The organism is Pseudomonas sp. 2995-1 (assembly GCF_002742505.1).
In the GTDB taxonomy this organism is placed as follows: Bacteria; Pseudomonadota; Gammaproteobacteria; order Pseudomonadales; family Pseudomonadaceae; genus Aquipseudomonas; species Aquipseudomonas sivasensis.
In genome coordinates, this window is record NZ_LJSA01000398.1 from 1 (window position 1) to 12,023 (window position 12,023).

Annotated in this window: 13 protein-coding genes and 2 tRNA genes; 9 read left to right on the plus strand and 6 right to left on the minus strand. The window is 58.3% G+C overall.

The annotated features are described in order from the left end of the window. Positions 1-178 precede the first annotated feature (178 nt). Positions 179-255, plus strand: a tRNA-Asp gene (locus tag AOA61_RS21250). Positions 256-412: 157 nt separating this feature from the next. Here AOA61_RS21250 and AOA61_RS21255 read toward each other — a convergent pair. Further along, a complete protein-coding gene (locus AOA61_RS21255) occupies positions 413-1,696 on the minus strand; it encodes an FAD-binding oxidoreductase (RefSeq protein WP_099602671.1) in 1,284 nt (427 codons plus the stop codon). Between the two features lie 184 nt (positions 1,697-1,880). On the opposite strand from AOA61_RS21255, the gene AOA61_RS21260 reads away from it, so the two are divergent. The 3 genes from AOA61_RS21260 to AOA61_RS21270 all read left to right on the plus strand — a co-directional run bounded on the left by AOA61_RS21260 (position 1,881) and on the right by AOA61_RS21270 (position 3,535). Continuing rightward, positions 1,881-1,957, plus strand: a tRNA-Val gene (locus AOA61_RS21260). Positions 1,958-2,247: 290 nt separating this feature from the next. Further along, complete coding sequence (locus AOA61_RS21265) at positions 2,248-2,964, plus strand: DUF4339 domain-containing protein (RefSeq protein ID WP_050442833.1); 717 nt, start codon at positions 2,248-2,250, stop codon at positions 2,962-2,964. 139 nt (positions 2,965-3,103) lie between these two features. Then, complete coding sequence (locus AOA61_RS21270; RefSeq protein WP_095185568.1) at positions 3,104-3,535, plus strand: hypothetical protein; 432 nt, start codon at positions 3,104-3,106, stop codon at positions 3,533-3,535. A 29-nt stretch (positions 3,536-3,564) separates the two neighbouring features. Here AOA61_RS21270 and AOA61_RS21275 read toward each other — a convergent pair whose 3' ends face one another. Continuing rightward, positions 3,565-4,983 carry an MFS transporter gene (locus AOA61_RS21275; RefSeq protein WP_256583475.1) on the minus strand — a complete coding sequence of 473 codons (1,419 nt, stop codon included), beginning with the start codon at positions 4,981-4,983 and terminating at the stop codon, positions 3,565-3,567. A gap of 363 nt (positions 4,984-5,346) precedes the next feature. On the opposite strand from AOA61_RS21275, the gene AOA61_RS21280 reads away from it, so the two are divergent. Genes AOA61_RS21280 through pcp form a run of 3 tightly spaced genes read left to right on the plus strand, consistent with a single transcriptional unit; the run spans position 5,347 to position 7,633 of the window. Further along, a complete protein-coding gene (locus AOA61_RS21280) occupies positions 5,347-6,063 on the plus strand; it encodes a DUF969 domain-containing protein (protein WP_032887001.1) in 717 nt (238 codons plus the stop codon). Next, positions 6,060-7,010 (plus strand): DUF979 domain-containing protein, encoded by a 951-nt coding sequence (locus AOA61_RS21285; protein ID WP_032887000.1) that lies wholly within the window; start codon positions 6,060-6,062, stop codon positions 7,008-7,010. The genes AOA61_RS21280 and AOA61_RS21285 overlap by 4 nt, the downstream gene beginning before the upstream one ends. A gap of 8 nt (positions 7,011-7,018) precedes the next feature. Further along, on the plus strand, positions 7,019-7,633 hold the full coding sequence (gene pcp, locus AOA61_RS21290) for a pyroglutamyl-peptidase I (protein WP_099602673.1): 615 nt from the start codon (positions 7,019-7,021) through the stop codon (positions 7,631-7,633). Between the two features lie 53 nt (positions 7,634-7,686). Here the strand turns inward: pcp and AOA61_RS21295 are convergent, their stop codons facing one another. Both AOA61_RS21295 and AOA61_RS21300 read right to left on the minus strand, forming a co-directional pair. Beyond that, complete coding sequence (locus AOA61_RS21295; RefSeq protein WP_095185571.1) at positions 7,687-9,087, minus strand: heavy metal sensor histidine kinase; 1,401 nt, start codon at positions 9,085-9,087, stop codon at positions 7,687-7,689. Further along, on the minus strand, positions 9,084-9,755 hold the full coding sequence (locus tag AOA61_RS21300) for a heavy metal response regulator transcription factor (protein WP_032886997.1): 672 nt from the start codon (positions 9,753-9,755) through the stop codon (positions 9,084-9,086). The genes AOA61_RS21295 and AOA61_RS21300 overlap by 4 nt, the downstream gene beginning before the upstream one ends. Before the next feature lie 258 nt (positions 9,756-10,013). On the opposite strand from AOA61_RS21300, the gene AOA61_RS21305 reads away from it, so the two are divergent. Further along, positions 10,014-10,691, plus strand: coding sequence for an HAD-IA family hydrolase (locus tag AOA61_RS21305; protein ID WP_095185572.1), 678 nt, complete (start codon positions 10,014-10,016; stop codon positions 10,689-10,691). A 46-nt stretch (positions 10,692-10,737) separates the two neighbouring features. On the opposite strand, the gene AOA61_RS21310 is transcribed toward AOA61_RS21305, so the two are convergent. Together AOA61_RS21310 and csrA are read right to left on the minus strand one after the other, a co-directional pair. After that, positions 10,738-10,989 carry a hypothetical protein gene (locus tag AOA61_RS21310; protein ID WP_099602674.1) on the minus strand — a complete coding sequence of 84 codons (252 nt, stop codon included), beginning with the start codon at positions 10,987-10,989 and terminating at the stop codon, positions 10,738-10,740. Positions 10,990-11,196: 207 nt separating this feature from the next. Then, positions 11,197-11,391 (minus strand): carbon storage regulator CsrA, encoded by a 195-nt coding sequence (gene csrA, locus AOA61_RS21315; RefSeq protein WP_003192511.1) that lies wholly within the window; start codon positions 11,389-11,391, stop codon positions 11,197-11,199. A gap of 261 nt (positions 11,392-11,652) precedes the next feature. Here csrA and AOA61_RS21320 point away from each other — a divergent pair, with 261 nt between their 5' ends. Further along, positions 11,653-12,018: a penicillin-binding protein activator LpoB gene (locus AOA61_RS21320; protein ID WP_081797711.1), complete on the plus strand. Its 366-nt coding sequence runs from the start codon at positions 11,653-11,655 to the stop codon at positions 12,016-12,018. The last annotated feature ends 5 nt before the right edge of the window (positions 12,019-12,023 follow it).

Consider the following 12,023-nt stretch of genomic DNA (forward strand, 5'->3'; position numbering starts at 1 on the left):
CGGTAGTTCAGTCGGTTAGAATACCGGCCTGTCACGCCGGGGGTCGCGGGTTCGAGTCCCGTCCGCTGCGCCATATTTTCCAGGTCTGACTTGTCAGGCTTGAGATTGAACAGCCAAGGCTGATTGATCAGATGTTTAAAGGCGGTTGAGGTGTTTTGCTCAACTGATCAAGCGATACGCAGCGGTAGTTCAGTCGGTTAGAATACCGGCCTGTCACGCCGGGGGTCGCGGGTTCGAGTCCCGTCCGCTGCGCCATATCTGCCTCAAGGCCCACTGAACGCCTTGAAGCACAAAGCAAGCCTTTGGCTACTTTGACCCGATAGCAAAGACCCTGGTCGAAAGACCGGGGTTTTTTGTGTCTGCGATTTGGTGGTGTGTTGCTAGAGCCGGCGAGCCGGCTCCTGCGGCATTGTTAGAATCCCAGCTTGTCGCGCAAGCCGTAGTACCACGCCCCCAGCGCCGCAAACGGCGTGCGCAACAGTTGCCCGCCCGGAAACGGGTAATGCGGCAGGTCGGCAAACGCATCAAAACGCTCTGCCTGGCCTCTCAATGCCTCCGCCAGTACCTTGCCCGCCAAGTGGGTGTACGTCACGCCATGGCCGCTGCAGCCCTGTGAGTAGTAGATGTTGTCGCCAAGGCGCCCCACCTGCGGCAAGCGCGACAGGGTCAGGAGGAAGTTGCCGGTCCAGGCGTAGTCGATCTTCACATCCTTGAGTTGCGGGAAGGCCTTAAGCATTTTCGGGCGGATGATCGCTTCGATATTCGCCGGGTCGCGCGCGCCATATACCACGCCGCCGCCGAAGATCAGGCGTTTGTCGCTGGTGAGGCGGTAGTAGTCGAGGAGGTAATTGCAGTCCTCTACGCAGTAATCCTGCGGCAGAAGGGTCTTGGCCAATTCATCCCCCAGCGGTGCAGTGGTGATCACTTGCGTACCGCAGGGCATCGACTTGGCTGCAAGCTCCGGTACCAGATTGCCCAGATAGGCATTACCCGCGACGATGATGAACTTGGCCCTGACCTTGCCCTGGGCTGTATGCACGACCGGATTGGCGCCACGCTCGATACGCACTGCCGCCGATTGCTCGTAGATCGTGCCGCCCAGGGATTCTACGGCCGCGGCTTCGCCGAGTGTCAGGTTGAGCGGATGGATGTGGCCCCCGCTCATGTCCAACAGGCCGCCTACGTAGTTGTCACAGGCCACCACCTCACGGATGCGACGCTCGTCCAGCAACTCCAGCTGAGTATGGCCGTAGCGCTCCCACAGGCGCTTCTGCGATTCCAAGTGGCCCATGTGCTTGCTGTTGAGTGCGGCGAACACGCCGCCGTCCTTCAAGTCGCACTGGATCTGGTACTTGGCTACCCGCTCGCGAATGATCCTGCCGCCCTCGAACGCCATCTGCCCCAGCAACTGAGCTTGCTGAGGACCTACGCTACGCTCGATCACATCGATGTCGCGGCTGTAGCTGTTGACGATCTGCCCGCCATTGCGGCCCGACGCGCCAAAGCCCACCTTGGCAGCTTCCAGCACGGTAACGCGAAAGCCGTTCTCTAGGAGAAACAGCGCACTTGAGAGTCCGGTATAGCCGGCACCAATGACGCACACATCGGTTTCGACTTCACCCTGCAGCATCGGGCGCGGCGGAACGGCATTCGCGGAAGCGGCGTAATACGACTGTGGGTAGGGGGTGTTCGCCATCCTGGAACCTCTGTTTTATATTTTTTACGAGTGCGCCGATCCTACCTGAGTTGAAAATTGCCTGCCAGCCACCCAAAAAATGCAGGTAGGTTGGTCGCAAATAAAAAATTCGCATATTCATAGGCTTAGCTGCAAAAAAGATGTTGACACCCCTCCGGAATTCCGTAGAATGCCGCCTCACAGCAGGCACGTAGCTCAGTTGGTTAGAGCACCACCTTGACATGGTGGGGGTCGTTGGTTCGAGTCCAATCGCGCCTACCAAACAAAATCCGCTCTGCTGGGCGGTCTAGAAGGGCTCACCGAAAGGTGGGCCCTTTTTTGTTGTCTGCGATTTGAAAAGTATCATTTCGTTGCCTGCCTCTCACTAGATAGTCTTCTTCATTCCCTCATCCGTGCCAATCCAGCCAGTTCGGGCTTGGATTTCTTTTTTGCAATGCCAGCCCTTGCGCGTTCACTTTCTACAGCTGAAATCTCAAGATCTTTGACGGGGTGTCGATACTGCCGTAGTGCCATCTTTTTGGGTGGGTGATGTTAAAACAGGGAGAAGCAAAATGTCGGGTGTAGAGTGGTATTACGCGCTGAGCGGTTCGCGACAGGGACCTTTTACGTTTGAGCAAATGCAAGGTTTCTTGAGTTCGAACACTATCAGCGCGCAAACAAAAGTATGGCCGGGCGAGGGCGATTGGGTCGCTCTGAAAGACACTGACTTGGCCCAAAGCATTCCACGCCCCTCGGGCCCACCACCTCTTGCAGCAACAGAAATAGACAATCGATTTGTATGGGCGTTGGCGGGCGTCCAGTTGGCGGGTGGGTTGATCGAATACTTTTCCGGTATGAGTATTTGGTGGGTTTTTGTGATCTTCAACGTAGCCCTGTGTGTTGTCGACGAAAAGCGTTTGAAAGCAGCCGGTCATGCCGCGCCACAAAGCTGGTGGGCGTTGATTGTTCCTGTTTATCTTTGGAAGCGAGCGGCGCTTTTGAAGCAGGAAAAGCACTATTTTTACGGTTGGGTGGCGGCGTTCGTTGTATCGGTCGTGCTGGGAATGTTCGGTGGCCAGTCCGCTATCGAAGAAGCGGCATGCCCAATTGTCACCGACATCATTCATAAGCAGTTTTACCAAACGTCATCGTGCGTTGCCGTGACGATTGACGACGAGATTAAAAGTGGTCTCTATCGTGCGAGCGCCTTGCTCGATAACGGAAATGAGATCGACATCACCATCGAGGAAAAGGGCAAGCAGATCCTTGTTCGGATTCCTCGCCAGTGATCGCATTGGCGTGACCAGTAAAAGCCCAACATTGTGTTGGGCTTTTTTTTGCTGCTGCGACTAAACGTGCAACGCTTGTCTAAAGTAATTGCCTGGCAGGCCGATGCATTCTCAAATCTCTGAACGTCGGATATTTGGCATGCTTATCAACATTAGCACTACCGTTTCCGTAGCAAGCACTCCAAGCACTGTCACGTCGACGGATACCGCCACCACCGAAAGTACACGTACCGCCAGCAGTTCCTCCGCTGGCGCGAGCGGTGAAACTAAAGGTGCGGCCGGCGCGGGCGGCGGCCAGGCCTCATCGAGCTCGCAGGAGTCCGATCGGGTCAAAGAGTTGAAAAAACAGATCGAGCAGTTGCAGCAGCAGCTTCAAGAACAGCAGCAGGCCCTTCAGAAGGCTCAGTCCAGTAGCCAGAGCGCAGACGCCAAGGCTGCCGCTATAGCCGCGGCTCAAACGCAAATTGCAGGCACTGCTGCCGCATTGCAGACGGCAACTTCGGCGCTATTGCAGGCCGTCACGGATGAGGGGGGCAGCGCGTCCGGTTCGATGGTCAGCACCACCGCCTGATCGCAGAAAAGTGTGTTGAACCGCCGTTTTTATCCGCGGTTCAGCACACTTTCTCCTGCACCCTTGGGCAATCGATACACATCCACCAGCGCCCACACCCCCAGCAACGCCACCCCGATGAACGCCACGCGGAAATCCCCCGACTGCGCCTGAACCTCATGGCCTTGCACGGTCATGGATGCGCGCAACAACAGCGCAGCCACCGTCACGCCCATGCCCATGGCCAGTTGGAATGACAGGCTGAACAACGCCGACGCTTCGCTCATGCGTGCCTTGGGCACATCTGCGAAGCCAATCGAGTTGTAACAAGTGAACTGCATTGAACGTGACAGCCCGCCCACAAACAACACGGCCGCAATCAGCGAAAACGGCGTCTGTGCCGTGAACAGCGCGCACGCCATTATGGACACCACGCCGATTACCCCATTGACCAACAACACTCTGCGAAAGCCGTAGCGTTGCATGATGGCGGTGGTGAAGGGTTTCATCGCCAGGTTGCCGGCAAACACCGCAAGTACCAACAGCCCCGCGTCCACTGGCGACAGGCCAAATGCGACCTGAAACAGCAGGGGCAGCAGGAAAGGCAGGGCGCTGATGGCAAGGCGAAACAGTGAGCCGCCGTAGATGCTCACGCGGAAGGTGTTGATGGACAGTGTATCGAGCGGCAACAGGGGAGCGCTGTAGTGCCCACAATGGTGCACGGCCCATACCGTCAGCAGTAAACCTGCCGCAACCAGCGCTGCGCCCGGGATGAGCATTTCGCCTGCCTGGCTGCCCAGCCATTCCAGCCCGCCCAAGAGGGCCACGCAGGCGCCTGCCAGCAGTAAAAAACCCTTCGTATCGAACTTGCGCACATCCGCCTCGCGGCCTTCCGGTACCAGCCACAGTGCCGCGACCAAGGCCAGGGCGCCCAATGGAAGGTTCACGTAGAAGATCCATGGCCACGATGCATGAGTCACGATCAGTCCACCCGCCAGCGGCCCAAGAATCGGCGCCACCAAGCCGGGCCAGGTAATCACTGCGACCATCTTCACCAAGTCTTTTTTATCGGTATTGCGCAGCACCGCTAGACGCCCGACCGGCACCATCAGTGCGCCACCGATGCCTTGCAGGACGCGGGCAAATACGAACATTTCGAGGCTTTGGCTGAGCCCGCAGAGCAGCGAGGCGAGGGTGAAAACAATGATCGCGCCAGCAAATACCCGGCGTGCACCGTAGCGGTCGGCGATCCAGCTGGACAGAGGAATGAAGATCGCCACGGCAAGAATGTAGGCGGTGATGCCAATGTTCATGTCGACCGGCGTCACGCCGAATGCCGCGGCCATGGTTGGCAGCGCGGTGGCGATCACCGTGGCGTCGAGGTTCTCCATAAAAAAAGTCACGGCGACCACCAGGGCGATCAGGCGGGTTTGCGTGCTGAGGCCGGTGTCGGCTGTGGATGAGGTCACCGGTATTTCCCCTTGTTGGATGAGGGATGGCTGCTTGGCGTCGGTCTCAGCCGTTCCATATTTAAAGTTGTAATGAAGGCGCCATAAGCACGCGGCGCCACGATGCGCGAATCTGTCGCCGACTGTCTACAGGTTGTTAACGGTGTGGACTCCAGTCGCCGACAAAATTTATTGGTTCGCAGCAACAATTTTTCTTGTTGGACACCTTCCGCTTTCAGGCAGCACAGTTGCTGCCACTGACGCTCGCCCTGACGGGTCAACAATAAAAAAACCGAGCCGACTGCACGCCACTTCCTGCTGTGAACCCTTTGTTCACATCCTGCTGTAATGGCGCCGCAGCGCGCACTTAAGGACCTCTCCGCCATGCAAACTGTTGTGAACTTATGGCCGTTGATCGGCGTACTTGTGATCGTGGTTGGCTTTGTTTTACGTTTCAATCCGCTGTTGGTGGTCACCGCTGCGGCTATTGCCACCGGGCTTGCTGCCCACTTCCCGCTGGAAAAAATCCTCGCCACCATGGGTGATGGCTTCCTTCAGACCCGTGCCCTGCAATTGATCCTGTTGTTGCCTCTGGCCGTCATCGGCTTGCTGGAGCGCCATGGCTTGCGCTTGCATGCGCAAAACTGGATTGCACGGTTTGAGCGTGCCACTGTCGGGCGTCTGCTGATCATCTATCTGTTCGTGCGTGAATCCACCGCCGCCATGGGCTTGACCAGTCTGGGCGGGCACCCGCAGATGGTGCGCCCGCTGTTGGCACCGATGGCCGAAGGTGCGGCGGAAAAGCGCTACGGCAAGCTGCCGGACAAGTTGCGGCATAAAGTGCTGGCCATGTGCGCGGCGACGGACAACGTCGGGCTGTTTTTTGGCGAAGACATTTTCGTTGCGTTTGGCGCCATTGCATTGATGCACACGTTCCTGCTGGGCTCTGGGATTGATGTCGAGCCGCTGCACATCGCGGTGTGGGGTATCCCGACGGCGATCTGCGCCTTCATCATCCATGCGATCCGCTTGCATCGGTTTGATCGACGATTGACGCGTGAGATGACTCCCGTCGCCACGCCGGCAGGGGCCTCCCAATGATTATTTCCATTCAATACCTCTACTGGCTGGCTGGTGTGTTGTTGCTGATCACCGCAGGCATGATTCTGTTGGACCGAACCCATCCCAAGCGCTGGTCCAGTGCCTTGTTCTGGCTGTTGTTTGCCATACCGTTTCTGGTGGGCGAGCGCCTGCCATCGGTGGTGATCGGTGCGGGTGTGGTGGTGATGGCATTGATAGCAGGGTTCGGCGGCGTGGGGCGTGGCACCCATGTCGAGCTGCACGACAAGGCCTCGCGCGCCAGTGCTGGCCGCCTGGGCCACAAGCTGTTTATACCGGCGCTGGCCATTCCCCTGACCACGGTAATCGGCTCGGTATTGCTCAAGCACACCGAGATCGGCGGTATACCGTTGCTGGATCCGAAAAACACCACCTTCGTGTCTCTCGGTATCGGCTGTCTGATCGCTCTCGGCCTGGCCTGCTGGCTGACCCGCGATACGCCGGTGCAGGCCTTGCGCGAATCACGCCGCCTCACCGAAGCCCTGGGCTGGGCCATGGTGTTGCCGCAGATGCTGGCGATGCTCGGGCTGCTGTTCAATGAAGCGGGCGTCGGCACGGCTGTCGCCCACGTCACCACCACTTACATCAACCTGGATTTCAAGTTGGTCGCGGTGATGGTGTATGTGTTGGGCATGGCACTGTTTACGGTGATCATGGGCAATGGCTTCGCCGCCTTCCCGGTGATGACTGGCGGCGTCGGTGTGCCGGTGTTAGTGGGCATTTACGGCGGCAACCCGGCAGTGATGGCCGCCATCGGCATGTTCTCCGGTTACTGCGGGACCCTGATGACGCCAATGGCCGCCAACTTCAACATCGTGCCGGCGGCGTTGCTGGAATTGCCGGACAAGAACGCAGTGATCAAGGCCCAGTTGCCGACGGCGCTGATGATGCTGGTGGTCAATATTGTGCTGCTCTACCTGTTGATGTGAGGTCTTGTATGCGTACCGTACTGCTGACGGGCTTTGAGCCCTTTGATCAAGATTCGGTTAATCCGTCCTGGGAGGCGGCGCGCCAATTGGACGGCGTGAAGCTCGCCAAGGATGTGCAGATTGTTGCGCGTCGGCTGCCCTGTGCGTTCACCACCGCCCCCGAGTGTCTGGTGCAACTGATCAATGAACTGCGTCCGGTCATGGTTATCGCCACTGGTCTGGCGCCGGGGCGCGGCGAGATTTCCATCGAGCGGGTGGCGATCAATATCAACGACGCGCGTATCCCCGACAACCTGGGGTATCAGCCCATCGATACGGCAGTTGTCGTGGATGGCCCGGCGGCCTATTTTTCGACGCTACCGATCAAGGCCATGGTCAAGGCGGTGCGTGGGGCGGGGATAGCCGCGGCGGTGTCCCAGACGGCGGGCACGTTTGTCTGCAATCAGGTGTTCTACCGTTTGCAGCACGTGCTTGCGGGCACGGATGTTCGCAGTGGTTTTATTCACGTTCCCAACCAGCCATTGATGGCGCTGTCGAGCTTGGTCGATGGGTTGCGCGTCGCAGTAGCTACGGCGTGGAGCACGCCGGTAGACGTGGTGGAAGTGGGCGGTCAGGTCAGTTGACGCCGCCCCTGGGATGACACTTCGGCTTGCCGGTGGCGGCAAGAGGCGATTGTTTACGCCTCGCGGCCAGGGAAAAACAGTTCGAAACAGGTCACGCCGTCCTTGCTGCTGACGCTGTACCGGCCGTGATGCAACTGCATGATGGTCGCCACAATCGACAGGCCCAGGCCATTGGACTGGGCCGAACGTTCCCTTGATTCATCCACCCGATAGAACCGCTCAAACAGTCGCGATAAATGCACGGCAGGGATGGTTTCCCCCTGGTTGCTGACTCGCAGGTGGATGCCCTCGGCGTCCGCAATCGCCTGGATCAACAACTCGGAACCCGGTGCGCCGTATTTGATGGCGTTGGCGCACAGGTTCGCCAGGGCCCTGCGCAGCAGCATCGGTTCGGCCCAGATCACGCCTTCACCCTCGGCACGAATGCTGATGTCCGCATCGCCTGCCAAACCTTCAAAGTAATCGGCGATGCGGGCCACTTCATCGGCGGCGCTGAGTGCCTGGCGCTGGCGCAGGGCGCTGGCCGGGTCGGTGCGGGCCAAGAACAGCATGTTGTCGAGCATTCGCGCCAGGCGCTCAAGCTCTTCGACATTGGAGGCCAAGAGCTGCTGATAACTTTCGATGCTGCGGTTCTGTTGCAGGGCAACCTGGGTTTCCCCCAGCAGGTTGTTGATCGGCGTGCGCAGTTCGTGGGCCATGTCGGTGGATACTTGGCCCAGTTGCGCAAAACCCTTGGCCAGGCGCTCAAGCATGGTGTTGAACGACTCGATCATCGGCAGCAGTTCTTTTGGTACTCCCTGGCCGTCGATGCGTTCGGCCAGGTTACCGACGCCGATCCCTTGAGCGTGTCGGGCCAGTCGACGTAACGGTAGCAGGCCGCGATGCACCAACAAGTAGCCCACCAGTGCGAGGAAGATCGCGGCGATGCTCGCCAGGACGTACACGCTCAACCGATAGCTGGCGAGCATGGCGGTACGCTCGGTCATCAGGCGCCCGCTGGTGACTTGCAGGCTCCCGAGGTCGCCGGAGTCTATGGATGCGGCCAAGGTGGAAAAGGGCACGCCATTTACGCCCGGCAAATGCTGCACATCGCTCAGCGTGAGGATGTGGCCTTTGGGGACCGGCTCGACTGCTGGCAGATCGATGTTGGCGGGGTTTACCAGCAGCAGCGGTTTTTGGCCGGGTGCGGCGATGCTCAGCACCGATTCCCGGTTGCCCAACATATTCTGGAACAGTTCCGGCTTGGTCTTGATCAAGTCCAGTGTGTTGCTGTCGTTAAGTAGGTTGCGTAGTTGATCCACGCGGGAAATCAATTGCACATCGTCGCGGCGGATCAGCTCGCGCTCCAACTCGCGGTACAGCGCCACGCCGACGGTAGCGAGCAGTGCAAAGGCGAGCAGGGCGAAGATCAGGGCCAGGCGCAGTGTCAGGGAATAATGGCGACGGTGGGTCATGGTTGGGTATCGAAACGGTAGCCAATGCCCCGCACGCTGTGGATCAACTTGAGCGTGAACGGGTCGTCGATTTTCAGGCGCAGGCGCCGTACGGCCACGTCCACCACGTTGGTGTCGCTGTCGAAGTTCATGTCCCATACCCGCGAGGCGATCAGCGAGCGCGACAGCACTTGGTCCTGATGGGTGGCGAACAGGTGCAACAGTGCGAACTCCTTATTGGTCAGGGTGATGCGTGTACCGGCGCGAGTGACGCGGCGTTTCAGTACGTCGATGTGCAAATCTGCGATTTGCAGGTGTTCTTCTTCCCTGATCGGGCCGCGACGGGTCAGGGTACGTAAGCGTGCTACCAGCTCGGCGAAAGAGAACGGCTTGATCAGGTAATCATCGGCACCCAGCTCCAGGCCCTTGATGCGATCGGCAATATCGTCGCGAGCTGTCAGAAAAAGCACTGGGGTGTCGGAGTCTTTACGCAGGCGGCGCAGTACTTCCCAGCCGTCCATTTTCGGCATCATTACATCCAGCACGATCACGTCGAACGGCGTTTCCAGTGCTTGGTGCAGGCCGTCCACGCCGTCCCGTGCCAGGCTTACGGAGTAACCCAGTTCCTGCAGGCCGTTGAGGAGGTAATTACCGGCCTTGGGTTCGTCTTCGACAACGAGGATGTTCATGTGAAATGCCTTGATTCAATACGTGGCGCCAGTGTAGCTCGATCAATTGTCACTGGCGTAGGCCATGGCCTGCACTGGGTAGTTGAGTCGTGCCAGTGCGCTCACGGTAACCCCGTACTTCAAACAGCCAGCCAACAGGATGATGACAAATTCGTAATGATTGGCTGGCTGTTGGGGCGTCAGCGTTTACAACCCAGTAGGTGATCCGTAGATTGCATCGGGCCGATTATTCGTTTCAGCTTACGAGGAAACCCCGCAGTGTCTATCCGAGGTTCAGCTGTATCAGCCCGCCCTTACCGCGCCTTCCTGTTCGATATGGATGGAACCCTGCTCAACTCCATTGCCGCTGCCGAACGAGTGTGGGGCATCTGGGCTGAACGCCATGGGCTGGACGTGGCGGCCTTCCTGACCACCATTCATGGTGCGCGGGCGATTGACACTATCACGCGCCAGGCATTGCCCGGCGTCGACCCGCAAGTTGAAGCGCAGTGGATTACCGAGGCTGAAATCAACGATGTGGAAGGCGTCGTGGCGATTCCCGGTGCCGTCGAGTTTCTCAATAGCGTGCCTGGTGATCAGTGGGCATTGGTCACCTCTGCGCCGAAGGCGTTGGCATTGCGTCGGTTGCAGGCAGCGGGTATCGCGCCACCGGCGGTGTTGGTAACGGCCGAGGATGTGGCTATCGGCAAACCGAACCCCGCCTGTTATGAGCTGGGTGCGCAACGCCTGGGCGTGCCGGTGCAGGATTGTCTGGTGTTTGAGGATGCGACGGTGGGGATTCGTGCGGGGGAGGCGGCGGGTGCGGATGTGCTGGTCGTAACATCGACGCACCTCAAGCCCATGCCCACGGAGCATCCATCGATTGAAGGGTATGAACAGTTGCAGGTGCATCGCAGCGCTGATGGCTTGTTGTACCTGCAGAGCGCAGTGGACTGACACAAAAAAGCCAAGTCCGTATCCGGTCTCGGCTTGGTTCGCTTGGTCAGCCGCCAGTTCTATTTTCGGCCCGCCGGCACAGCTGACGCTGCAATGCCTTCTGGATAGGCTTGAGGCAGAACATGAACAGGTACGCACACAGCAGCAGTGCCAAATCAAACCAGGACTTAGGATAGGCGGGGTCCGAACCTTCGACTTCCAGCCGCAGGCCATATTCTACGCCCACAAAGGCCAGCCCAATCAGCAGGGCAATCATCCAGGATCTGGAAAAAAATGGCTGCGCGGTAATAGGCCTCATCGACGTGCTCCTGAGTCCACACGGATGGAAGTATGTCAGTCAGGAGATTCGGCTTTGGATAGTGGAACAAGTTCCAGACGCGAGGATAATTTCATCTTTGGGGCGCATGGACTTTGGACGACGCTGATCACTCATTCAGCCCAAGAACAGTCCAATAGGCTTTCGCCAGCCGTTACATGAACGAAAGGGCTGGCTACTGAGTGCGCCTCAAGGCGTCTGGTTTTTATCCGGAGCGGTCAGGCCGGCCTGGATGCGCTGGTAGATCTCCTCGCGATGCACGGCAACATCCTTGGGGGCGTTGATGCCGATTCTTACTTGCTGGCCGCTGACGCCCAGGATGGTGATCGTGATGTCATCACCGATGTTTATGCTTTCACCGACTTTGCGGGTGAGTATAAGCATGGACTTCTCCTTGATTGCTTTTAGGACACATGTTTCAGACAGGGCAGGTGTCGGATGTGTGTAGCTTACTGCTAAGCGCTTCCCTGTGACTGCCTCTTTTAGGACGCATAGAGGCGACATTAATTCCCATGGCGGCATCATACAGGTCTGGGATACATCATTCGCATTGTTTAAGCCAACGTTTATGACGGCCAGAATAGACAGTGAATGATAAAGTTGCCTCTTTATCCTTAGAGGAGCAGGGCAGTGCGTAAAGTAGCGATGGCAATTGCGGTGTTGGCACTGGCCGGTTGCGGTGAAGGCAAACGCGTCGACGCCCCCAAGGCCAAGCCTGCCGTGACCGAAAGCCAGCCACAAACCGGTGCGATTGCCGCCCAAGAGTGGGACCTGCGAGTAGGTCCGCCGGACCACAAACTGCAGGCGATCACCGACCTGACCGCCTGGTTGCTGGAACATGGTTTTAATTTTTATATCGTGAAGGTCGACGGCAAGGACGAAGTGCTGTTGGGGCCGTTCGCAACTAAGGCCGAAGCCGAGGCAAAGCAGACCCTGCTTAACGAAAAGATGGCTCGTGCCAAGAAAACTGACACGGTGTCTGAGATCATCGAACACCAGCCTGCGCAGTAACGGGC